This window comes from Paraburkholderia piptadeniae (genome assembly GCF_900007165.1).
Lineage (GTDB): Bacteria > Pseudomonadota > Gammaproteobacteria > Burkholderiales > Burkholderiaceae > Paraburkholderia > Paraburkholderia piptadeniae.
In genome coordinates, this window is record NZ_CYGY02000057.1 from 25,158 (window position 1) to 46,638 (window position 21,481).

General features: G+C 64.3%; 22 protein-coding genes. 8 read left to right on the top strand and 14 right to left on the bottom strand.

Translation table 11 applies throughout. The annotated features are described in order from the left end of the window. Positions 1–132 precede the first annotated feature (132 nt). Positions 133–1,269, top strand: a complete 1,137-nt coding sequence (locus BN2476_RS28410; RefSeq protein ID WP_087737596.1) for an MBL fold metallo-hydrolase — start codon at positions 133–135, stop codon at positions 1,267–1,269. A gap of 229 nt (positions 1,270–1,498) precedes the next feature. Further along, on the top strand, positions 1,499–1,864 hold the full coding sequence (locus BN2476_RS28415) for a hypothetical protein (protein ID WP_087737552.1): 366 nt from the start codon (positions 1,499–1,501) through the stop codon (positions 1,862–1,864). A 100-nt stretch (positions 1,865–1,964) separates the two neighbouring features. On the opposite strand, the gene BN2476_RS28420 is transcribed toward BN2476_RS28415, so the two are convergent. The 5 genes from BN2476_RS28420 to BN2476_RS28440 all read right to left on the bottom strand — a co-directional run bounded on the left by BN2476_RS28420 (position 1,965) and on the right by BN2476_RS28440 (position 5,904). Further along, complete coding sequence (locus BN2476_RS28420) at positions 1,965–2,675, bottom strand: DUF899 family protein (RefSeq protein ID WP_087737553.1); 711 nt, start codon at positions 2,673–2,675, stop codon at positions 1,965–1,967. Positions 2,676–2,748: 73 nt separating this feature from the next. Next, the gene (locus tag BN2476_RS28425) at positions 2,749–3,402 is read right to left on the bottom strand and encodes a glutathione S-transferase family protein (protein WP_087737554.1); all 654 of its coding nucleotides are present in this window, start codon (positions 3,400–3,402) and stop codon (positions 2,749–2,751) included. 194 nt (positions 3,403–3,596) lie between these two features. After that, complete coding sequence (locus BN2476_RS28430) at positions 3,597–4,328, bottom strand: FprA family A-type flavoprotein (protein ID WP_087737597.1); 732 nt, start codon at positions 4,326–4,328, stop codon at positions 3,597–3,599. 81 nt (positions 4,329–4,409) lie between these two features. Beyond that, entirely contained in the window at positions 4,410–4,748 is a 339-nt protein-coding gene (locus tag BN2476_RS28435) for a DOPA 4,5-dioxygenase family protein (protein WP_087737555.1), read from the bottom strand. Positions 4,749–4,848: 100 nt separating this feature from the next. After that, positions 4,849–5,904 (bottom strand): phytoene/squalene synthase family protein, encoded by a 1,056-nt coding sequence (locus tag BN2476_RS28440; RefSeq protein ID WP_087737556.1) that lies wholly within the window; start codon positions 5,902–5,904, stop codon positions 4,849–4,851. Positions 5,905–6,404: 500 nt separating this feature from the next. Here BN2476_RS28440 and BN2476_RS28445 point away from each other — a divergent pair, with 500 nt between their 5' ends. The 5 genes from BN2476_RS28445 (at position 6,405) to BN2476_RS28465 (ending at position 11,306) form a co-directional block, all read left to right on the top strand. Then, positions 6,405–8,282: an ABC transporter ATP-binding protein gene (locus tag BN2476_RS28445; RefSeq protein WP_087737557.1), complete on the top strand. Its 1,878-nt coding sequence runs from the start codon at positions 6,405–6,407 to the stop codon at positions 8,280–8,282. Positions 8,283–8,465: 183 nt separating this feature from the next. After that, entirely contained in the window at positions 8,466–8,939 is a 474-nt protein-coding gene (locus tag BN2476_RS28450; protein WP_087737558.1) for an Hcp family type VI secretion system effector, read from the top strand. Next, the gene (locus tag BN2476_RS28455; RefSeq protein ID WP_087737559.1) at positions 8,940–9,575 is read left to right on the top strand and encodes a hypothetical protein; all 636 of its coding nucleotides are present in this window, start codon (positions 8,940–8,942) and stop codon (positions 9,573–9,575) included. Beyond that, positions 9,572–10,150 (top strand): hypothetical protein, encoded by a 579-nt coding sequence (locus BN2476_RS28460; RefSeq protein WP_143811063.1) that lies wholly within the window; start codon positions 9,572–9,574, stop codon positions 10,148–10,150. The genes BN2476_RS28455 and BN2476_RS28460 overlap by 4 nt, the downstream gene beginning before the upstream one ends. Before the next feature lie 235 nt (positions 10,151–10,385). Continuing rightward, positions 10,386–11,306, top strand: a complete 921-nt coding sequence (locus BN2476_RS28465; RefSeq protein WP_087737561.1) for a serine/threonine dehydratase family protein — start codon at positions 10,386–10,388, stop codon at positions 11,304–11,306. A 64-nt stretch (positions 11,307–11,370) separates the two neighbouring features. Here the strand turns inward: BN2476_RS28465 and BN2476_RS28470 are convergent, their stop codons facing one another. From BN2476_RS28470 to BN2476_RS28485, 4 genes are read right to left on the bottom strand one after another with little or no spacing between them, the layout of a single operon-like run. Then, positions 11,371–12,570, bottom strand: a complete 1,200-nt coding sequence (locus tag BN2476_RS28470) for a cytochrome P450 (RefSeq protein WP_087737562.1) — start codon at positions 12,568–12,570, stop codon at positions 11,371–11,373. A gap of 30 nt (positions 12,571–12,600) precedes the next feature. Beyond that, positions 12,601–13,584 (bottom strand): 2-dehydropantoate 2-reductase, encoded by a 984-nt coding sequence (locus tag BN2476_RS28475; protein ID WP_087737563.1) that lies wholly within the window; start codon positions 13,582–13,584, stop codon positions 12,601–12,603. A 12-nt stretch (positions 13,585–13,596) separates the two neighbouring features. Beyond that, positions 13,597–14,379 carry a class II aldolase/adducin family protein gene (locus BN2476_RS28480; protein ID WP_087737564.1) on the bottom strand — a complete coding sequence of 261 codons (783 nt, stop codon included), beginning with the start codon at positions 14,377–14,379 and terminating at the stop codon, positions 13,597–13,599. A 22-nt stretch (positions 14,380–14,401) separates the two neighbouring features. Then, the gene (locus BN2476_RS28485) at positions 14,402–15,610 is read right to left on the bottom strand and encodes an amino acid aminotransferase (protein WP_087737565.1); all 1,209 of its coding nucleotides are present in this window, start codon (positions 15,608–15,610) and stop codon (positions 14,402–14,404) included. A gap of 160 nt (positions 15,611–15,770) precedes the next feature. Between BN2476_RS28485 and BN2476_RS28490 the strand changes: the two genes are divergently transcribed. Further along, positions 15,771–16,706, top strand: coding sequence for a LysR family transcriptional regulator (locus BN2476_RS28490; protein WP_087737566.1), 936 nt, complete (start codon positions 15,771–15,773; stop codon positions 16,704–16,706). Positions 16,707–16,781: 75 nt separating this feature from the next. Here BN2476_RS28490 and BN2476_RS28495 read toward each other — a convergent pair whose 3' ends face one another. From BN2476_RS28495 to BN2476_RS28520, 5 genes are all read right to left on the bottom strand, one after another. Then, positions 16,782–17,213, bottom strand: coding sequence for a DUF302 domain-containing protein (locus BN2476_RS28495; RefSeq protein ID WP_087737567.1), 432 nt, complete (start codon positions 17,211–17,213; stop codon positions 16,782–16,784). 73 nt (positions 17,214–17,286) lie between these two features. Continuing rightward, positions 17,287–17,775 carry a hypothetical protein gene (locus BN2476_RS28500; protein ID WP_087737568.1) on the bottom strand — a complete coding sequence of 163 codons (489 nt, stop codon included), beginning with the start codon at positions 17,773–17,775 and terminating at the stop codon, positions 17,287–17,289. Between the two features lie 529 nt (positions 17,776–18,304). Further along, positions 18,305–19,753 (bottom strand): NAD-dependent succinate-semialdehyde dehydrogenase, encoded by a 1,449-nt coding sequence (locus BN2476_RS28510; RefSeq protein WP_087737570.1) that lies wholly within the window; start codon positions 19,751–19,753, stop codon positions 18,305–18,307. A gap of 206 nt (positions 19,754–19,959) precedes the next feature. After that, the gene (locus tag BN2476_RS28515) at positions 19,960–20,340 is read right to left on the bottom strand and encodes a PaaI family thioesterase (RefSeq protein ID WP_087737571.1); all 381 of its coding nucleotides are present in this window, start codon (positions 20,338–20,340) and stop codon (positions 19,960–19,962) included. A gap of 100 nt (positions 20,341–20,440) precedes the next feature. Beyond that, entirely contained in the window at positions 20,441–21,454 is a 1,014-nt protein-coding gene (locus BN2476_RS28520; protein ID WP_087737572.1) for a LacI family DNA-binding transcriptional regulator, read from the bottom strand. Positions 21,455–21,481: the final 27 nt, after the last annotated feature.

A 21,481-nucleotide genomic window follows, 5' to 3' on the forward strand; every position in this document is an offset into this window, starting at 1 on the left:
CGCGCCGAACATGTTGTCGCCGCTTCGGCGAAGAAAACAGTGTCCGTCTACACTGATGCACCGTCCACTGCCCGGCTTTCGCCGTCGACCGCTTCGCGCCGTTCGAGCGCTTCGCGCCACGAGCCATTGACGATGCCACGCCCGTCTCGCCTGGTTTTGCTGTGCGCCGCCCTCGCCGTGCATGCGGCGACGGCGCCTTGCGTCGCCGGTGCGCAGGAGCCCGAGCCATCGCCGGGGCGCCTCGCGGCCGCGGGCATCCATCACGCGCCGCGCACGGAGCACGGCTTCGAGAACAACGACGGGCCGCTTGTGCGCGGCTCGTTCTGGAAGTGGCGCTGGAACCGTCTGATCCACGGCTTGCCCCCGCCGCCCGCGAACGGCTACGCGTTTCCCGTCGAGCACCCTGACGTCGAATGGATCAAGGCGAACCGCAGCGAAAACACGATGACGTGGATTGGCCACGCGAGCACGCTGCTGCAGATCGACGGCGCCAACATCCTGATCGACCCTGTGTTTTCAGAGCGCGCGTCGCCGTTCACGTTTCTCGGACCGAAGCGGCGCGTGCCGCCCGGCTTGACGCTCGGCCAGTTGCCGCACATCGACGTCGTGCTGATCTCGCACAGCCACTACGACCATCTGGATACGGAGAGCGTCGAAGCGCTGAACGGACAGCCCGGTGGCCCGCCCCTCTTTCTCGTGCCGCTCGGGATCAAGGACTGGCTCGCGAAGAGGGGCATCACGAACGCGCGCGAACTCGACTGGGGCGATGAAACGGACGCGGCGGGCCTCGACTTCTGGTTCGTGCCCGCGACGCACTGGTCCGCGCGCACGCTCACCGACGGCAACGAGACGCTATGGGGCGGCTGGGTCGTGAAGACACCCGAACGCGCCACGCATCCGTACTCGCTGTATTTCGCGGGAGACACCGGCTATTCGGCCGATGCAAAGCGGATCGGCGCAGCCTTCGGCTGTTTCGACCTCGCGCTGATTCCGATCGGCGGGTATGCGCCGCGCTGGTTCATGGGGCCGCCGCACCTCGATCCGCAGCAGGCCGTGCAGGTTTTCGAGGACGTGCATGCAAAGAAGGCTATCGGCGTTCACTGGGGCACGTTCGAGTTGACCGACGAGCCGCTCGACGAACCGCCGAAAAAACTCGCCGAAGCGACCCGCGAAGCTGGTCTGCCCGACGACGCGTTCACGGTCCTGCATCATGGTCAGATGATCGCGCTCGATGATCCCGGCGATCCGCGCGACGCCTGTTCACGCTGACAGGCGCATCGAGCGTTCGCGCTGCACTGCGTCCGTGCAATTGCCACGGAGAGCATCGGAAAGCGCACGCGATCGTCGGCCAGCACACGTTCGGGCGCGCGCGAGAGAGCACACATCCGGTTAAACCCTGTCGTGCACGGCACAACCTCGTGATATTGTCGTACACACACGGGTTCGAGCTTTGCTACGCGGAACTCACGTCATATCCGTTACCTTCGCGAGCGTCGCCATGAGTGATGTACGCCACCTTCTGAGCCAACGCGACCGCGTGGAGCTGCTTTGCTGGCTCACATGCGGGAGCCTCGGTGCCTGGTATCTGAACGAAGCCTGGCCTTCGCCGGCTTTTCATGTGGAGGCCGCGCACAAGTGGCTCGACAGGCATAGCCGCACAGCGGACTGGCTGTGCATCGCGAAGCTGTCGGCCATCGCACTCGACATCGCGCAGCGCCACGCCTCGTTTGTCGAAGCCGACTGGGCGCGCGACGCCGTCGAAGAAATCCTCGATACCGACGAACTCGATTCACAGGCGCGTCTCGTGATCGCTGTGCTCGGCGACTGCGAACGCGCACTCGCCGACCGGCGCATCGCGGACTAAGCGATCACGCGGGACCAACGCACACCCGCGCCGAAGGCGGCGCGAGTGCGTTCGCGCCATCGACCACGCCAGCCACGGCGCGCCATTCGACACCCGCCCTTCACTTCGCGTAATCGAGCTTCGGATACCAGTTCGGATCGCGCCCTTCCGGCGTCATGTCGAAGATCGTCCACATCGGCATCAGATCCGGCGCGCCGCGCGGGTCCTGGCCCGGGTCCGCCGTCGGAAAGCCCATCTCGGCCGCGTAGAAATGCCGGACCGTGCCGCTGCGGCGCGTGAACACCTGGAACGCCGGCTCGTCGCCGCCCTCGGTGCCGATCGCGCCGAAGTCGCGGCTGTACTCGCCGTTGACGTCCGAATACAGCTTCAGATCGCGCCAGCCGCGCTCCTTCTTGAACGCGACGAGCCGCCCGATCGGCGAGCGCGCGACGACGGCCAGCGCGATGCGCTGCTCGATGTCGCGCGCCTCGCCGTCCCATGCGCTCAGCAGCGCCGTGCACATCGGGCACGGCCGCTCGCGCTGCGGCCCGAACATATAGCTGTAGATGACGAGCGTGTCCTTGTCGCCGAACAGTCCTGCGAAATCGACGGGTCCCGCTTCGCCGACGAAACGGTAGTCGCCCGTCACTTCGCCGCCCGGCGGCAATGCGCGACGTAGCTCGGCGACGCGTTCGATCTGCCGGCGCAGTTCGATTTCCTCGGCGAGCAGCGCGTCGCGCGCCTGTCGGTACTCGACGCTTTCGTTCGGATAGTGTCTGCCGTTGCACTTCACGAGCTCGGCGGCGGGCACGAGAGTAGATGCAGAAGACATGGTCGGCCTCCGTTGAAGAAGCATGGACGCAGACTGCCCGATGCGCAGGGCAGCCGCTGAAGATGCGTCGAAGTCAGTCGCGGTCCGGCGCGCCGAGCGGAAAGAAGTGCCGATAAGGACGCGCTTCGTCGACGGCGCGTGCAAACGACGGCCGTTTCAGCAGCCGCTGGCGGTACGCGATCACGTGCTCGAACTTGTGGTCGATCCGGTGCGTCCAGTCGGCGTAGAACAGGAACGGTGCGGCGGCGCAATCGGCGAGACTGAAACGCTCGCCCGCCGCCCACTCGCGATTTCGCATCGCCTTGTCGAGCCACGCATACGCGGTTTCGAGCTGCGCGCGTGCATCGGCGACGCCGCGCGCGTCGCGCTCGCCTTCGCTGCGCAAGCTGTCGAAGACGATCTTCTGCTGCGGCGTCGCGACGTAGTTGTCGAAGAAGCGGTCCATGAAGCGCACTTCGAGCGCGGCGCGCGGATCGTCCGGTATCAGTTGCACGGGGCCGGGATGAAACAGCCCGAGATGCTCGATGATCACGGTCGCCTCGACGATCGTGCGGTCGTCGTCGACGAGCAGCGGAAAGCGCCTGATCGGCCAGCGCGCGGCGAGTTCATCCATCGCGCCGGGTTCGTCGAGACGGCGGTACTCGAACGGCGTGCCGTTCTCGTACAGCGCGGTGAGCGCCTTCTGGCAATACGAAGAAAACGGATGGGCGTAGAGCTTCAAGGTCATCGTCGTCGTCCTTGCTGTGTGGTAGCGGCATAGCGGAAAGCGGTCCGCTTAACCTGACGACGAACAGCGGAAACGCGAATCGACACGCCGGCGCGAAAAAGTTGTGCTGCACTGCGTCGTTCGAACGCGCATCGGCGTTCGTCGGCCGCCCAGCAATTCGCGTTCGCGCCGCCGCCAGTTTGACCAGCAGCGCCCTACTCGCGCAACGACTGCGCCAGCGCGCGGATCAGCGATGCGCAGTCGCCCTGCCACGCGCTGCCGTGCATGCACGCGAGCGTGCGCGGCTCGAGCTCGGCGAGCCGGTCGAGCATCGCGTCGGCGTGTTTCGTGTGCGAGTAGTAGTCCATGCTGTGCCGGAACGCTTCGCACGGACCGAGGATGTCGGACCCGGTGACGGGAGGATGATCGCTGCCCGGTTGCGTGAAGAGATCGCTGCACAGCAGCGTGCGCGTCGCTTCTTCGATCAGCATTCCGCATTCCCATGCGTGCGGCAGATGCGGCGTCGCGAGCCAGCGTACCTTGTGCTTGCCGAGATCGACGGCCTCGCCATCTTCGAGGCCGCGCGCCGGACGGTCGGCGAGATCGTCGACGGACACCAGCTTGGCGATCGATCCGCACAGCGGCTGCGCGTCGGGCGCGACGGCGAGCCATTCGTTCAGCGACCCGCACTCGTCCGCTTCGACGTGCGAAAAAGCGATGTGGCGCAGCCGCTCGGGAGGAATCACGGACGCCACCGCCTCGCGCACCAGCGCGAACATCTTGCGCGGGCCCGTATGAAAGAGCAGTGGCTCATCGTCGGCGATCAGATACTGGTTGAACGAGAAGCCGCCCGGACCGCCTTCGAACACGACGGGCGTGTTGATCCGGTAGACGCCATCCGATACTTCATCTACGTTGGTGCCCGACACTGCGTTCGTGATCGTCATGACGAGACCTCCGCGCGCGATCGCGCGTAACGATGTGCAGCAGCGCGCGACAGCGCGCATTCGTGCGCCGGGCGCAGCGCGCTATCCGCCCAGCGCGGCGAGATTCAACTGATGAGAGCGCCCGATCCACGCGGCCGCGTCGCGATGATCGCGCAGCGCGTCGCCTGTGTTCGGATGAATGAAGACATCGAGCGCGCCATGATTGAGCGTGAGCCACTCGAACAACTCCGCGAACAGCTCGCTGCCGAACTTGAGCTGATACGACCACATCGGATGCGGACCGACGAGGCGCTCATGAAAACGCCCTATTTCAAGCCTGCGGCCGAAGCGGGCCTCGATGGCCTCGCGCAGCGCCCACGCGGCATCGCGCGTCGCCTGATCGAAATACACGTGAGCGTGCCAGTCGACGATATCGGTCATGATCGATTGCGGCCGATGCCGCCCTTCACTGCAAGTGGTGTGACGTTCATCATAGGCTTTCGATTACCGTACAGCCAGGCGAAGCGGCAACGAGCGAGGCTCAGCGAACGTCGACGCGCGCTTCGATCGCGCCGATCAGACCTTCGATCCAGTGGCGCAGCAACGCATCCGACAACGAAACGGGCAGCGAACGCGCGATGATCCCGTACACCTGCTTGCGCTGGATCTTCGATACTTTCGCCGGTTCGAGCCAGTGCGCGTTGTCGACGAGCAGCAGCAGCGTTTCGAGCCCGATCACGATGGGCCACACGCACGCGAGCCGCAAGCGCAGCGAGAAGCGCGGAATCGCGAGCGTGTAATCGAGCGCCGCGCGGAAATGATCGACCGACTTGCGCACGAGCTCGTGCATCAACGGCTGCGCGCGCGCCGATGCTTCCAGCTGAAGCAGTTGCTCCGGGCTCAGCCCGAACCGGTCGAGCATCGCGGACGGCAGATAGCAGCGACCGATCCGCAGATCCTTGCCGCAATCGCGCAGCACGTTCGTCATCTGCAATGCCTTGCCGAAGCGCACGCCGCGATCGAGCATCGTCGTAGCGTCCGTCTTCAGCGTGCCGGGCAGATGCGCATACGTCATCTTCGTCCAGAATTCGCCGACGCAGCCCGCAACGAGGTACGTATAGCGATCCAGCTCGTCCCATTCGCGCAGTGCGGCGATCCGGCCCGAACGCTCGTCGGGGAACGTGCGCAGATCGAATTCCATGCCTGTCGTCAGCGTCGTGACGATCGCGCGCACGGCGACGCGGTCGGCCTCGTCGAGTTGCGACAGCACATCGAGCGCGGGCGCGATCGATTCGAGCAGCACCTTTTCGTCCGACTGCGCCTGCTGGCCCGCCACTTCACCAGCGAGGCGGCGCGCGAGTTCGCCGTCGTCGGTCGCGCCGTTGACCTGCTCGCGCAGCGCAAGCAGCAGTTCGAGGCGTTGCGCGGGCGGGATCAGCGCGGTATCGGCGATCGTGTCGGCGGCGCGCGCGAGCAGATACGCAAGCCCGATCGGGTCGCGCATGCCGGCGGGCAAGATGCGCAACGTCAGATAGAACGAACGGGACACCCCTTTGAGCAACGGACCGAGCAAGAAGGCCCGAGTGGAACTGGACATGAGTTGAGGTCGAATCAGGTTGGGTCGCTGTTTGGGCAAAGCCTGGACGCTTCGGCGCAGCGGCATTGTATCCGGCACACCCGCTTCGGGCCCTGAAAACCCCGTCACGTGTCCTTCGATGAACTGTGGATGAACGGGCAACGAACGCTCGATGAAGCACGCATAAAGCCACCACTTCGCATCGGGTCAAGGCAATCCGCGATCACTTTGCGCAAGCTTTCCTGCTACAATCGAGCACCTCAGTCGCAGTACTTCATCTACTCATTCACCCAAGGGAGGCGTTCAATGCACGCAATGCACATCGCAGTCTCTCGCGGGTTTCCACGACGCGTCATCGGCTCTTCGAGCTAGGTCGCCGTCAGCGTAGGCACGCAGAGGCCCGCGCTTTTACCAGACAACCGGTTTTATTCGTCCCTGCCGCAACTGGCGGGCATCGGCCGTCTGCTCCCGAATCTCCTGACTGGATAGCGATGCGCGCGTCGCGCCGCACGCTGTGACACATGGCTAGCAAAAAACTCGACTTTGGCGCGCAAGCGTTCAGAAGCGTTCTTGGCTTCACATTCAATCACTGGCGCAGGCAACCGGTGCGCATCGTCGGCATTGCGCTGTTCGCGCTGATGGCCGCGTTCGCCGACGTGCTGACGCCGATGTTCGCGGGGCGTCTCGTCGATGCGCTCACATCGGGCAGCGCGGGCGGCGCAAGCGGCAAGGCGGCTGCGTCGCACGCGGCGCTGATCGCGTTCATCACGCTGATCGGCCTCGGCATCGGCGGCACGGTGCTGCGTCAACTGGTTTATCGCAGCATCATCGTGATGACGCTGAAGATGATGAGCGCGATCTGCGCGAACGCGTTTCATCGCGTGCAGCGCTTCTCGACGGACTGGCACGCGAACAGCTTCGCGGGCTCGACCGTGCGCAAGATCACGCGCGGCATCTGGGCGCTCGACCTGCTCAACGACACGCTGCTGATCGCGCTGCTGCCTTCGCTGGTGATGCTCGCGGGATCGACGGTGCTGCTCGGCCTTCACTGGCCCGTGATGGGGATCGTGGTCGGGCTGGGTTCGTTGCTGTATGTCTCGGTGACGGTCGCGCTGTCGCTCGGCTACGTCGCGCCCGCCGCGCGCCTCGGCAACCTGTGGGACACGCGCCTGGGCGGCGCGCTCGCCGATGCCGTCAGCTGCAATGCCGTCGTCAAGGCGTTCGGCGCGGAAGAGCGCGAAGAGTCGCGGCTCGAACGTGTGATCGCGAAGTGGCGTCAGCGCACGCGCCGCACGTGGCAGCGCGGCACGACCAATGGCGGCGTGCAGGGCGCCATGCTCGCGCTGATGCAGGCGGCGATACTCGGCGCGGCGCTGCTGCTGTGGCTGCGCGACGAAGCGAGCGTCGGCGACATCACGTATGCGCTGACCACCTTCTTCGTGCTGCAAGGCTATCTGCGCGATGTCGGCATGCACGTGCGCAACCTGCAGCGCTCGGTCAACGACATGGAAGAGCTCGTCGCGCTCGAACGCGAGCCGCTCGGCATTGAAGACAAGCCGGGCGCGCGCGCCATCGATATCCGCAAGGGCGAGATCCGTTTCGAGAACGTGACGTTCCGCTACGGCGCGCATCGCGCGCCGCTGTATCGCGACTTTTCGCTGCGCATCGCGCCGGGCGAGCGGATCGGGCTCGTCGGCCATTCGGGGTCGGGCAAGACGACGTTCATCAAGCTGATCCAGCGTCTGTACGACATCGACGAAGGCCGCATCACGATCGACGGACAGAACATCGCCGATGTGCAGCAGGCGTCGTTGCGCCGCCGTATTGCGATCGTGCAGCAGGAACCCATCCTGTTTCACCGGTCGCTCGCGGAGAACATCGCGTACGCGCGCCCCGGCGCTACGCTCGACGAGATCGTGCAGGCCGCGAAGCTCGCGAGCGCGCACGAGTTCATCAGCGCACTGCCGCTCGGATACGACACGCTCGTCGGCGAGCGCGGCGTGAAGCTGTCGGGCGGCGAGCGTCAGCGGGTCGCGATCGCGCGCGCGTTCCTCGCGGATGCGCCTGTCCTGATCTTCGACGAAGCGACGTCGAGTCTCGACAGCGAAAGCGAAGTGCTGATCCAGCAGGCGATGGAGCGCCTGATGGTCGGACGCACGACGCTCGTGGTTGCGCACCGGTTGTCGACGGTGCGCGCCTTGGACCGCTTGCTCGTGCTCGACAAGGGGCGCGTCGTCGAGGAAGGCAGCCATGAACAGCTGATCCGTCTCGACAATGGCGTGTATCGCCGGTTGTTCGAGCGCCAGGCGCTGGAGCTGACGAAAGGGCTGCTCGATGACGGGCCCGTGCGTGGCGGCGAGCGGTTTTCCGGCGATCCGAGTTTGATTGCGGGGAAGTAATTGTTTTGCTTGCTATTACGTCTGCCGATGGCTTTTTCCGTCGGCTCTCATCGCGCAACTATTTGTTAGTGATCCTTGATGTGATGACATTGGAATAACACCACATTATTTGACTCAATTTTGCAAATTTACCCGGAAATACAGAGTACGCTGGTGGTCCCCTAACACACGACTGAAATCGTAATGGCGGATATTTTTATCAAGATTGACGGTATCACTGGCGAGTCGCAGGATGCAACACATGCCGATGAAATCGAAGTCCTCAATTGGAATTGGACGATTACGCAGCGTTCCAGTATGCATTCCGGTTCAGGAGGTGGGGCAGCAAAGGCCACCGCGTCGGATTTACGTTTTATCCATGCGATAGACCGAGCAACCCCGAATCTTGCCGGTTACTGCTTTCGCGGGCAGCATATTCCCCAAGCCGTGCTTACTATGCGCAAGGCCGGGGGAACACCTTTGGAGTACTTCAAGGTTACGATGTACGACGTGATTATTTCCCATGTTGAACCGGTTGCCGGGGACGGCTCGGCGCTGGAGCACGTTGCGTTGTCGTTTGCACGAATGAAACAGGAGTACATCCTGCAAAGTGCCCTTGGCAGTAGCAAAGGCACGATCACGAGCATTATCGATATTAAGGCAAACCAGGCGGCCTGAATGTCTACACCGCTGTCATACACAGGAGATGAGCCGTCGTTTGCGTGGGATGCTACCCGGAAACCCAGAGCTGCTGGTTTGTTCGATATGCGTCCGCCAAGCGTGCCGATTGATGCGAAGCCCATTTATGACGCAGACCTGGATTGCATCATTGGGTATCAAAAGGAAAATGCGGGAGTATTTCGAATTTACACGTTGGACGGAGACATATCGGTAAGTGAAAAGCCACTGGAGGCCCCGCTGCTCGATCCACTCGACGTGTTGTTTATGGTTGGCGGCATCTGGAGGGTAGGGGTTCGCGGCCTGACAGACTGGGGGGTAAAAGCGGTAGGCGCGTCTCTTGAGCGAGCAACTCTGTTCGGTCTGCGGTCGCGGTACTATGCACTAATGCAGCGGCCGTTGCGCTTCGCACCCAAGCCGCTTATGCATATGAAGAATTCAGGGCGCTATGTGCCCGTTCATATTCTTCGTCTTGTCATAAAGTACGGGGAACGCACCCCGGACCCAAGAGGCAAAGCAGGTATATTCATGTACACCCATCCAATTGCTCGCGATGGCAAGGCATATATGCTTGAAGTACTGGTCCGAGATAGCGACTACACGGTCCTGCATTTTGTTTACAAGCCACTGCAATGAGCCTCATCACTGTTCATCGGGCTGCGCGCACCTTTCAGCCCTGTGTCAGCGCACATTGGGACGCAGAGAGCTCCACTGTGTCTTGTGATATAGAGTATGCCGCAGCGCCTGAAGAAAATAGGACAACATTGCGCGATGAAATAGACCGGCAATTCAATATCACCGCCCCCACTTATTTCATAACCGGGGGGATGTTTTCGATGGCGCTTGATTCGCAGAAACGAATCAAGGATTGGGACATATACACCAACCCCGCGCGATGGACCGAGTACACACTACCATTTGCGGACGCAACGCCAGCAACGCCAATAATCGACACGGTGTTCGATAGAAACGGACGCGCCGAGGATATGGGTGAGCCAGATACCTACTACGAGCCACTTCGCGGCACGCTCTATCTGTCGTGGAGCGAGGCAACAGCTTGGTATGCGGTTGCTCCGTCCCTGGCACTTGGTGTGATGAGCGATGACACCTTGGCGCAAATTCGTTTGGATGGTCTGTTTGTGCAAAGAGCGGCGCACGGACCTACAGGACGGTGGACGAGGTTGCTACGGTGTCTCCGTGCGGGAAACTGAATGCCTATGCGCGAGCGCTGACAAAGATTCATTTCCGAAGTCGGCGTGCGCAATCCGCGGGCACGAGGATTGATCGCAGCCGCACCGCGCCGGCGCGCAACTGCGAATTCCTGCGGAAAGCGATAGCGAACCGAGGCAAAAGCCCTCACCCGCCCCAAGCCCGATCCTCCACCACTTGCTATCATTAACGACTCCGCGAAACACCCTTCATCGCGACGCCGCAGGCACCTTCATCATGACACTGCACATCGATACTCCCCTACTCGAATCGCAACCGCTCAGCCGCGCGCTTGGCCGCCGCGTGCTGCTCAAGATGGACGCGCTGCAACCGCCCGGCTCGTTCAAGATTCGCGGCATCGGCTACGCGTGCGAAGAGCATGCGAAGGCCGGCAAGCGGCGGTTCGTGTCCTCGTCGGGCGGCAATGCGGGCATTGCGGTCGCGTATGCGGGCCGTGCGCTGTCGATACCCGTCGCGGTCGTCGTGCCGCAAAGCACAGGCGAGCGCGCTAAGGAACTGATCCGCATGCAGGGCGCGGACGTGATCGTGCACGGCGCGACCTGGCAGGAAGCCAACGCGTTCGCGCTCGAAGAGGCTGGCCCCGACGACGCGTTCATCCACCCGTTCGACGATCCGCTCCTCTGGCAGGGCCATGCTTCGATGATCGACGAAGTCGCGCGCACCGGCGCGAAATTCGATGCCGTCGTGCTGTCGGTGGGCGGCGGCGGCCTGATGGCGGGCGTGATCGAGGGCTTGCGGCGCAACGGCCTCGGCAACGTGCCGGTGATCGCCGTCGAAACGGAAGGCGCGTCGTCGCTCGCGCAATCGGTGCGCGCGGGCAAGCGGATCGAATTGCCGGGCATCACGAGCGTCGCGACGTCGCTGGGCGCGAAGCAGGTCTGCGAGCAGGCCTTCACGCTGACGCAGACGCATCCCGTCGAATGTATCGTGGTGTCCGATGCGGAAGCCGTCACCGCGTCGCGCCGCTTCGTCGACGATCACCGCGTGCTGGTCGAGCCCGCATGCGGCGCGAGCCTCGCGCTCGCCTATCGGCCGACGCAAGCGCTACAGCGCTTCGATAGCGTGCTCGTGATCGTATGCGGCGGCGCGGGGACGACGATCGAGCAACTGGAGCGCTGGCATCGCGAGATGGCCTGAACCTGCATCAGTCAGGCTCCATGCGGCCCGATCAAGCCAGGGTCAAAGCAGGACCAAGGCAGGATCAAAGCGCGGCCATCAGCGATTCGACGCCGCGCAGATTGTTCCGCCTGTGCCATACGAGCGCATCGAGATTCGTGACGCGCATCTGCGGCAAGCGCGTCATCAGTTTGCGCAGCGCGATCTCGAGTTCCATCAACGCGAGGCGGGCGCCGAGGCAATAGTGAATGCCCGCGCCGAATGTCAGCAGATGGCCTGACGGCTCGCGTTCGATATCGAGCGTATTGGGCCGCTCGAAGCGCTCGGGGTCACGATTCGCCGAGCCGAGCAGCATGAACACGATCGAGCCGCGTGCAAGCGTCTCTCCCTCCACTTCGATATCGTCGAACGCGGTGCGCACGACCATCTGCACGGCCGTGTCGTAGCGCGCGCATTCGGCGACGGCCTTCGACATCAGCGACGGCTCCGAAAGCAGACGCGCGAGTTGCGACGGATGCCGGTGCAGCGCGATCAGCGCGTTGCCGAGCATGTTCGACGTGGTCTCGTGCCCCGCGACGAAGAGCAGAATCGCGTTCGACACGATCTCCTCCTCCGACAGCCGCTCGCCGCCCTCTTCCGCCTGAATCAGCGACGAGACGATATCGCCGCCGGGCGCGGCGCGCCGTCGCGCGACCACGGCGCCGAAGTACTGTTCGAGATCGAGCGCCGCCTGATTCGCGCGCGCGAGCGCATCGGCCGAAAGCGGCGCGAGGTCGAACGTGGAGACGAGCAGGCCCGCCGCATCGCCGAGCCGTTGCCCTTCGTCGACGGGCACATCGAGCAGCCGGCAGATGATCTGCAACGGCAGCGGCAACGCGAATTCCTTGACCAGATCGGCTTCACGCTTGCCCTGCATCGCGTCGATCAGACTGTCCGTCGTCTCTTCGACGATCCGGCGCAGCGTTTCGATCTGCCGCGCGTTGAACGCCTTCATCAGCAGCGTGCGCAGACGCGTGTGCACGGGCGGATTCATCATCAGCAACGTGCGGTCGAGCGCCTGAAACACCGGCTGCCCGCGCGCGGCCTCGCCATAACGCGCGACCACGCTCGGCATATACGTCTTGCCCATTCGGCGATCGGGCAACAGCGCGTCGATGACGGCGTGCCGCCCCGTCAACATCACGTTGGGCGCGAGCGGCACGAAAGCGCCCGCGCGCCGGATGTCCTCGTAGAACGGATATGGATTGTCGAAGTACGCCGGCGACGAAAGATCGGTGAATTTCATGCTCGATGCCGCGAAGTTGAAAACGTGTGCTCAAGCTTGAGGATACAGTCCGCGCGCGCGGGCATGTAGCCGCGCGAGCCCGAACAGCGCGTTCGCATAGGGTGTTTCGACGTCCGTCAGTGCACCGAGTTCGCAGACCGCGCCGACGAGCGCATCGAGTTCGACCGCCTTGCCCGCTTCGACGTCCTGCAGCATCGACGTGCGCATCGCGCCGAGCTTCAGCGTGACGGCGTGACGATCCTCGGGCGCCTGATCGATGGGTATGCCGAAGCGCGCGCCGATCTCCTTCGCTTCCAGCATCACGCGCGTGACGAAATCGCGTGCGAGCGGGTCGCTGAGAATCTTGTCGGTGGTCGCGCCCGTGATCGCGCTCACGGGGTTCATCGTCATGTTGCCCCACAGCTTGTACCAGACGTCGCGCTGGATCTGCCCGGATGCGGTGGCATCGAAGCCCGCCTTGCGCAGCAGCTCGACCAGCGACGTCACGCGCTCGCTTGCGCGCCCCGTCGCCTCGCCGACGATCAACCCGCGCCCCTGATGATGCGCGACGACGCCAGGTGCATCGACGCGGCAACTCGCGTGCACGACGCAGCCCAACGTGCGCGCGGCGGAAATCGCGGCGGCGATCGAGCCATCGGGATCGACGGACGCGAGACGCGCGCCCGCGAACTCGCCTTGCAGGCCGTCGCAGAACCACCACGGCACGCCGTTCATCGCCGTCAGCACCATTGTGTTCGCGCCGAGAAGCGGTCCGATATGCCGCGCGACGTCGGCCATGGCCGGCGCCTTCACGGCGACGATCACAAGATCCTGCACGCCGAGCGCTTCGGCCTGTTCGCTCGCCTTCACTTGAACTGCATGCGTCTCGCCGTTTTCGACGAGGCGCAAGCCGTGTTCGCGCAACGCGTCGAGCGTCGCGCCGCGCGCGACCACGCTCACGTCGCAGCCTGCTTGCGCGAGCTTCACGCCCATCCATCCGCCGATCGCGCCCGCGCCGTAAATGCATGCCTTCATCGTTCTTCTTCCTCAGTGCTTGTAGCCGGCGTCGATCCTGTCGACCTTGCGCACCAGCGCGTCGAACACATCCTGTCCCGCGCCGTAGCGCACGTCGAATTGCAGCGCATCGCGCGAGCACCGCGCGGCGATCGCTTCGGGCACCGCGCGCGCCGGGCCCATCGCAAACGTCGCGACCTGGATCTCGCACGCGCGGTTCAGCGTCCACAGATACGCGAACGCTTGCGGCAGCGTCTTGCCCCACGACAGCAGCCCGTGATTGCGCAGGATCACCGCCTGCCGGTCGCCGATATGCTCGACGAGGCGCGGCCCTTCTTCGGCATGAATCGTGATGCCTTCGAAGTCGTGATACGCAATGCGCTCGTGCAACTGCGCGCTGTAGAAGTTTGTCTGCTGCAAGCCGCCCTCCGAGCACGCGACGGCAACGCCCGCCGTCGTGTGCGTATGCATCACGCAATGCGCATCGGCGATGCCCTCGTGCAGCGCTGCGTGCACGGTGAAGCCCGCCGGGTTCACCGGGTAGGCTGAGCCGTCGAGGATGCGCCCTTGCGCGTCGATCTTCACCAGATTTCGCGCGGTCACTTCGCTGTAGTGCAGGCCGAACGGGTTGATCAGGAATTGCTTCGCGCCGCCCGCCACGCTTTCGGGCAAACGCACGGTGATGTGGTTGTAGATCAGCTCGGTCCAGCCCAGCATATCGAAGACGCGATAGCAGGCGGCCAATTGAACGCGCGCCTGCCATTCGTCGGGATGCATCGCCGGCGCAGCCTCTTTGTCTCGCTCCAGAATCTCCATGTGTGTCTCCTCACCGCGCTCGTTACTCGCGCACACCAGGGCCCGCGACGGTCGCGATCGCCGACGCCACATAGCCGACGTTGCTGCGATTGAGGCCCGCGACGCACATGCGGCCCGAGCGCAGCAGATAGATGCCGTGCTCGTTGCGCAGCGTTTCGACCTGAGCGGCGCTCAAGCCCGTGTACGTGAACATGCCGACCTGCGCGACATAACGCGCGCGCATCACTTCATCGACGCGTCCAGCGAGGCCATCGTGAATCGCATGACGCATTTCATGAATGCGGTCGCGCATCACGCGCAGCTCGTCGTCCCACGACGCACGCAGCTTCGCGTCGCCGAGCACGCCCGCGACGAGTCGCGCGCCGTGCATCGGCGGGTTGCTGTAGTTCGCGCGGATCATGAAGGTCAACTGGCCGAGCACGCGCTGCGCTTCGGCGGCGTCCTTGCAGACGACGCTCAGCGCGCCGCAGCGTTCGCCATACAGCGAGAAGTTCTTCGAGAACGAGTTCGCGACGATCAGCGGCACGTCCGCCGATGCCAGCATCCGCACGCATGCCGCATCTTCTTCGAGGCCGTCGCCGAAGCCCTGATAGGCCATGTCGACGAACGCGATCAGCTTGCGACGCTGCAGCACGGGCACCAGTTCGCGCCATTGCTCCGTCGTCAGGTCGACGCCCGTCGGGTTGTGGCAGCACGCATGCAGCAACACGATGCTGCGTTCGGGCAGCGCGTCGATCGTGTCGCGCATCGCGTCGAAGCGCAGACCGCCCGTTGCGTCGTCGTAGTACGGGTACGTGTTCACGGTATGCCCTGCCGCTTCGAACACGACGCGGTGATTCTCCCAGCTCGGATCGGAGAGCCACACCTGCGAGCCAGCGAAATGGCGCTTGAGAAAGTCCGCGCCTACTCTGAGCGCGCCCGATCCGCCGACCGTCTGGACCGTCGCGATGCGGCCCGCCGCGCGCGCTTCGCTATCGGCGCCGAACACGAGCGCCTGCGCGGCATCGCGGTAGGCGGGCAGCCCCGCCATCGGCAGATACGAACGCGGCGTGCCCAGCGCGACGACGGCCGCCTCGGCTTCGCGCACAGCCGACATCACGGGCAGCGTGCCGTTTTCGTCGAAGTAGATGCCGATGCTCAGATTGACCTTGTTCGTGCGCGGATCGCGCTGGAAGTCTTCGTTGAGGCTCAGGATGGGATCGCCGGGGTAGGCTGGAATGTGTTCGAACATGGCATTGTCTCTATCTGTGTTGATGTTGGCTCGACGGTGCGACAGGTTGCATGAACCGAGGCCGCACGAACCGGCGCATCGCAACAGTGTCGCTAAAAGCGCGCTTCATCACAATCAATCGATTTTGGATGATTCGTAAGTTTAGCTTTAGAATCGCCCGATGGCCCTCACACGCATCACCATACGCCAATTCGAGGCGTTTCTAGCGATTGTCGATCAGAACGGCATTGCCGCGGCGGCGGAACGGCTGGGGCTCACGTCGTCCGCCGTCAGCCAGTTGCTGGCGGAGCTGGAGCGCGAACTGGGCTTTCGTCTGTTCGACCGCACGACGCGGCGCGTGAGCCTGTCGACGGCGGGCCGCGACTTCCTGTCTTCGGCGGAATCGGTGCTGCGTCATCTGCGCGCGGCCGAGCAGACGGCGAGCGATATCCGCAATCGCGCGGCGGGCATCGTGCGCGTCGGCGCGCCGCTCGTGCTCGCGAGCACGGCGCTGCCGTACGCGATCGCCGGCTACGCGGCGCAGAAGCCGAAGGTCGTCGTGCGCGTGGTGGATACGGATGTCGAGCAGCTAGTGGAGCGCGTCGCGAGCGGCGATGTCGATCTGGCCGTCGGCCCCGATCGCGCGACGGGCGACCGCGTGCGGCGCGAAGCGATTTTCCGCAGCCCGTGGGTGTTGTGGTGCGCGGGCGATCACCCGCTTGCGCGTCGGCGGCGCTTGCGCTGGCACGATCTGCGCGGCACGCCCATTGTCGCGACGGGCCGCGATCACGAAGCGAGCGTCGCGCAGATGCTGGCCGATCAGCCATCGGATGCGCGGATCGCGCCCGTCGAAGTCGTCGACAACGTGACGACGGCGTTCGGTCTCGCCGCACAGGGTCTTGCCGTCACGCTCGCGCCCGCTTACGTGAAGCCGCTCGCGCAGACGTTCGGCCTCGCGATGCGGCGCGTCGTCGAACCGGAGACGATCCGCGAAGTGTGCATCTATCGCCCCGTCGATCGTTCGCTGTCGCCGTCCGCCGATGGCTTCGCGGAGTTTCTCGGCGTTTGCCTGAGGACGTGGGACCGCAAGACCCAGGGCGTGGCCGCGTCAAGGTGACAAAGCGCTGCGTTGGATGCGTGGTTGCAATGGCATGCAGCGCTGCGGCTCGAAGGCCCTGTACGAACGCATGGCTCAAGCCGGTTCACGCGCAGCGACCATCTCGATCAGCCCCTTCGCCTTCGCAATTGGCTCGACGATCGACGCGTCGAGCCCATACCCGTCGACGAGCGCATCCGTCACGTCGTCGATAGCAAGCCAGGTGGCGCGCGCATCGTCCTCCCACACGAGCGCCTTCAACGGCAACAGCAGCGCCGCGCACGGATTCGCCTGCATCACGGGCGTACCGCCCTTCGGGTTGCCGAACACGATCAGGCGCGTCGGGCGCAGCGTCATGCCGACCTCGGCGGCGGCGTCGGCCTGATCGATATCGACGAAGATCGTCATGCCCTTGTCGGCGAGCAGACCGCGCAATCGCGCGACCGTCACGGAAAATCCATGCGCACTCTTGAACGTCGCAACCGACGCGGGAGTTTTCCCTGCGTAAGGATTCGTAGCTTCAGTCATCGCACACCCCTGTGATGGCATTCACCGCAGTGTAGCCATTGCATCGCGACAACAGAAGCGCGCAAGCAAAAGATCAAGCCTGTGCGTGGGCCTGGGTTTGGGCTTGTGCGGCGAGTGCGCGGAAATGCTCGGGCGTCGCGAAGCTGCGATACTGCGCCTGCATTTCGGGCGTCAGCAGTTCGATCAGCGTGCCGTTCTCGATCCACAACTCGATCACGTCGAAGAAGTTGTTGCCGCGCGTGCAGCGCACCGCGCGCCAGCCTTCACGCTCGCCGATCGCGATCACTTCCTGCTCGGAAAGCGGCGTCGCGACGGCCATATGGAAGCCGCTGTATTGCGCACGCGTGCCCATCGTCGAAGCAAGCGGCTCCTGCGTGTCGCCGGGCGTGAGCGTGAGATCGCTCGGATAGGTCTCGATGATGGTGCCGCGATCGTCGCCCGCGACCGCCATCCAGGCGCCTTCGAAAGCCGAAAACGGCACGGCGAAACCGCCCCACAATTCGGCGAGCGTGCGCGCGACGCGCTCGGGGTTGTGCGTGGGAATGGACGCGTGAAAGATCATCGAAGCTCTCCAGTGAATCGTGCAGTGAATTATGTTGAACGACACTCAGGCGCAAAGACGGTCTCGAGATCCGCGCGACGATTGCACGCGCGGGCGCCCGATGTCCTCTGCGTCGTGCGTTTTCGTTTTTGTTTTCACGCGCGCGGCACGGGCGATGTCGAGGGCTGCTGCATGCGCCTCGCCTGCAGCGAACCATTCAGAGATCAGTGAGCAATACGACGAGAACGGGGCCGGCTTGTCGCGTTTGAAAAGACGGCAACGGTATGAGCAATGCGATCCAGACGAGCCGCCGACCCTTCGATGCCGTTTGTCTGAACATCGCATGGCAGGAATCGCGGGCACGCTGCATCGATCGCCATGCTAGAAGCGCATCGCGACGCGACCAATCGGGAGTTTTACCAACGCCTTTCGATTTGTCCGACGAACCGCTTTCGCGCGCGTTCGTGGATAGCCGATGGACGCTTGATGACTGACGATAACGAAAACCGCCCGCCGTTGCAGCGGGCGGCATGCGACGTTTGTGAAGACGTTAGACGGCCATCACCGTCACGGCCTTCGTCACCAGATAGGCTTCCATCGCCTCCGGTCCGCCTTCCGAGCCATAGCCCGAATCCTTCACGCCGCCGAACGGCATTTCCGGCGTCGGCGTGGCTGGCTGGTTGATCCACAGCATGCCGACTTCGAGGTTCTGCGACAGCAGATGCACGTTGCGGAACGACTTCGTGAACGCATAGCCTGCGAGACCATACGGCAGGCGGTTCGCTTCGGCGATCGCGTCTTCGAGCTTGTCGAAGCCGCGAATCGCCGCGACCGGGCCGAACGGCTCGTTGTTGAACACATCGGCTTCGAGCGACACGTTGGTGAGCACCGTCGGCGCGAAGAAGTTGCCCTCCGAGCCGACGCGCTCGCCGCCCGTCGCGATCGTCGCGCCCGTTGCGCGTGCGTTCTCGACGATGCTCGCCATCGCCGTCAAACGGCGTGCGTTCGCGAGCGGCCCGAGTTGCGTGCCTTCGGCAAGACCGTCGCCGATCTTCAGGCCTTCGGCGTGCTTGATGAGGGCTGCCGCGAATTCCTCGCGGATGCTGTTGTGCACGAGAAAGCGCGTCGGCGAAATGCAGACCTGGCCGGCGTTGCGAAACTTCGCGGCGCCCGCTGCCTTGACGGCGAGCGCGACGTCCGCATCTTCCGCGACGATCACGGGCGCGTGGCCACCCAGTTCCATCGTCGCGCGCTTCATGTGCTGGCCGGCCATCGCGGCCAGTTGCTTGCCGACAGGCGTCGAGCCCGTGAACGTGACCTTGCGGATCACGGGATGCGGAATCAGATAGCTCGAAATTTCGGCCGGGTCGCCGAACACGAGGCCGACGGTGCCGGGAGGCACGCCTGCATCGACGAATGCCTGCAGCAGGCCCGCGGGCGATGCGGGCGTTTCTTCAGGCGCTTTCACGAGGAACGAGCAGCCGCTTGCGAGCGCGGCGCTCAGCTTGCGGACGACCTGGTTGACCGGGAAATTCCACGGCGTGAATGCGGCGACAGGACCGATCGGCTCCTTGATCACGAGCGACTGCGCATTCAGGTTGCGCGACGGCACGATGCGGCCATAGACGCGGCGGCCTTCGTCGGCGAACCACTCGATGATGTCGGCGGCCGACAGCACTTCGATGCGCGCTTCGGCGAACGGCTTGCCCTGCTCCTGCGTCATCAGGCGCGCGATGCTTTCGGCGCGCTCGCGCACGAACGCGGCTGCCTTGCGCATCGTCGCGGCGCGCTCGTTCGCGGGAACCTTGCGCCACGCTTCGAAGCCCTTTTGCGCAGCTTCCAGCGCGCGGTCCAGATCGGCCTTGCCCGCGTGCGCGACCTTGCCGATCGGCTTGCCCGTCGCGGGATTGATGACGTCGAGGGTCTTGCCGCTGGCGGCGTCGCACCACTCGTTGTTGATCAACAGACGGGTATCGGTGTAGCTGCTGGATGTGACCATGCTGTATTCCTGAAAGTGGAAAGACGCCGGGCCGCGAGCGCTGCACGCGGTCCGGATCGGGCTGCTGGGAACGTCGATCTTAGCCGATTGCGCGAAACCTTACCTGCGGGCCGCCCGCCCGCCTGCCGCGCGAAGCCCGAAAAAGTTACCGGTCACAACGCATGGAGCGGCAAGGTTGCATCGTCATCGAAGGGGGTGGCGCGGCGTCACGCGTACTTGAACACGCCCTGCGCACTGGCGATCAGCACCTTGTGATCGACCCACGCTTCGGCGCGCGCAAAGAACACCGAACGGCCGCGGCGTTCGAGAAAGCCCTTGCCGATCACGTTTTCTCCGAGGCCCTTGTCGAGATAGCTAATGGTCAGCGACAGCGTGAACGCATGAATCGGATCGCCGTCGCTATAGAGGCCTGAGTAGCCCGCAGCCGCATCGAGCAGCGTGGCGATCGCGCCGCCTTGCAGCACGCGCTGGCGGTTGAGCGTTGCGGGCCGGATCGGCATGGTGAGTTCGGCGTAGCCGTTTTTCCATTCGGTCAGTTCGACCGACAGCGATTCGAGAAAGGGATTGTCGAGAGTGGGTCGCTGCATGACGGGCTCCTGGTGAGCCTCCAATCCTAATGCAGCCGCGCGCGCAGCGGGAAACGGCCTGCGCTTTCAGCGTATCTGGCCGCCGCCGAGCCGCACGGGATCACGCCGCTTTCGGCCGCCCCACCGACGCTCGCATCGTCACCGTCACCGGAAACTCGCGGAAGATTTCCCACTTCGTGCCATAGCACTGGTTGACGAGCCAGCGCACCGCGTTCTGCGTGAGCTGCGCGGTCGGAATGTGCACGGACGTCAACGCGGGCGCGGCGTAGACGGCCGAGTAGTCGTCGTCGTAGCCGATCACGGAGACATCGCCCGGCACCGAGATGCCGACTTGATGAAAACGCGCGAGCGCGCTGACGGCCATCATGTCGTTCGCGCAGAAGAGCCCCGTGAACGGCACCTTCGAGTCGAGCAGCTGGCACGTCGCCGCATAGCCGCCTTCGGGCGAGAAGTCGGATTCGATCAACGGCACCGTGTCGCGCGCGATGCCGTGACGCGCGAGCTCGTCGAAGAAGCCGTCGAGCCGCTCGACGTTGTCGGATGCCGTAAACGGCCCGGAGATCACGGAGATTTGCCGGTGCCCGTGCTCGAGCAGCGTTGCCGCCGCCAGTTCGCCGCCGCGCCGATGGTCCGCGCAGAACGACGCATCGGGCAACTGCTCGAATGAACGATTGAGAAAGACCATCTTCGGATGCATCCGGTGCAGCTCGTCGAGGTCTTCGTCATGCAGGTCGTGGCTGATGACGACGACGCCGTCGCAATCGCGCCCGATCAGAAAACGCACGGCTTCGAGCGCCTGCTCGCGCGGCGACGATTGCCCGCAGCCCGTCGCCACGACCACATGCCGATGCACCGCGCGCAGTTCGAGATCGGTCTGCTTGAGGATCGTGCCGTAGTACGAGCCGAAGAACGTCGGCACGAACAGGCCGATGATGCCGAGCTGCTGCGTGGCCATCGCGCGGCCGATCGAGGAAGGCCGGAAGTTGAGCTCGGCAATCGCGGCCTTCACTCGCGCGGCCGCATCGGCCGATACAGGTCCTTTGCCGGAAATGGCGCGCGAGGCCGTCGACAGCCCCACACCCGCCAGCTCCGCGACATCCTTGAGAGTCGCCACGGTATCTCCGTCCGCTTGTGTTGTTGC

What these genes read in the sequence shown, in the direction of transcription:
- BN2476_RS28410 (WP_087737596.1), top strand. Translation starts at nt 133, where the DNA reads ATGCCACGCCCGTCTCGCCTGGTTTTGCTGTGCGCCGCCCTCGCCGTG.
- BN2476_RS28415 (WP_087737552.1), top strand. Translation starts at nt 1,499, where the DNA reads ATGAGTGATGTACGCCACCTTCTGAGCCAACGCGACCGCGTGGAGCTG.
- BN2476_RS28420 (WP_087737553.1), bottom strand. Translation starts at nt 2,675, where the DNA reads ATGTCTTCTGCATCTACTCTCGTGCCCGCCGCCGAGCTCGTGAAGTGC.
- BN2476_RS28425 (WP_087737554.1), bottom strand. Translation starts at nt 3,402, where the DNA reads ATGACCTTGAAGCTCTACGCCCATCCGTTTTCTTCGTATTGCCAGAAG.
- BN2476_RS28430 (WP_087737597.1), bottom strand. Translation starts at nt 4,328, where the DNA reads ATGACGATCACGAACGCAGTGTCGGGCACCAACGTAGATGAAGTATCG.
- BN2476_RS28435 (WP_087737555.1), bottom strand. Translation starts at nt 4,748, where the DNA reads ATGACCGATATCGTCGACTGGCACGCTCACGTGTATTTCGATCAGGCG.
- BN2476_RS28440 (WP_087737556.1), bottom strand. Translation starts at nt 5,904, where the DNA reads ATGTCCAGTTCCACTCGGGCCTTCTTGCTCGGTCCGTTGCTCAAAGGG.
- BN2476_RS28445 (WP_087737557.1), top strand. Translation starts at nt 6,405, where the DNA reads ATGGCTAGCAAAAAACTCGACTTTGGCGCGCAAGCGTTCAGAAGCGTT.
- BN2476_RS28450 (WP_087737558.1), top strand. Translation starts at nt 8,466, where the DNA reads ATGGCGGATATTTTTATCAAGATTGACGGTATCACTGGCGAGTCGCAG.
- BN2476_RS28455 (WP_087737559.1), top strand. Translation starts at nt 8,940, where the DNA reads ATGTCTACACCGCTGTCATACACAGGAGATGAGCCGTCGTTTGCGTGG.
- BN2476_RS28460 (WP_143811063.1), top strand. Translation starts at nt 9,572, where the DNA reads ATGAGCCTCATCACTGTTCATCGGGCTGCGCGCACCTTTCAGCCCTGT.
- BN2476_RS28465 (WP_087737561.1), top strand. Translation starts at nt 10,386, where the DNA reads ATGACACTGCACATCGATACTCCCCTACTCGAATCGCAACCGCTCAGC.
- BN2476_RS28470 (WP_087737562.1), bottom strand. Translation starts at nt 12,570, where the DNA reads ATGAAATTCACCGATCTTTCGTCGCCGGCGTACTTCGACAATCCATAT.
- BN2476_RS28475 (WP_087737563.1), bottom strand. Translation starts at nt 13,584, where the DNA reads ATGAAGGCATGCATTTACGGCGCGGGCGCGATCGGCGGATGGATGGGC.
- BN2476_RS28480 (WP_087737564.1), bottom strand. Translation starts at nt 14,379, where the DNA reads ATGGAGATTCTGGAGCGAGACAAAGAGGCTGCGCCGGCGATGCATCCC.
- BN2476_RS28485 (WP_087737565.1), bottom strand. Translation starts at nt 15,610, where the DNA reads ATGTTCGAACACATTCCAGCCTACCCCGGCGATCCCATCCTGAGCCTC.
- BN2476_RS28490 (WP_087737566.1), top strand. Translation starts at nt 15,771, where the DNA reads ATGGCCCTCACACGCATCACCATACGCCAATTCGAGGCGTTTCTAGCG.
- BN2476_RS28495 (WP_087737567.1), bottom strand. Translation starts at nt 17,213, where the DNA reads ATGACTGAAGCTACGAATCCTTACGCAGGGAAAACTCCCGCGTCGGTT.
- BN2476_RS28500 (WP_087737568.1), bottom strand. Translation starts at nt 17,775, where the DNA reads ATGATCTTTCACGCGTCCATTCCCACGCACAACCCCGAGCGCGTCGCG.
- BN2476_RS28510 (WP_087737570.1), bottom strand. Translation starts at nt 19,753, where the DNA reads ATGGTCACATCCAGCAGCTACACCGATACCCGTCTGTTGATCAACAAC.
- BN2476_RS28515 (WP_087737571.1), bottom strand. Translation starts at nt 20,340, where the DNA reads ATGCAGCGACCCACTCTCGACAATCCCTTTCTCGAATCGCTGTCGGTC.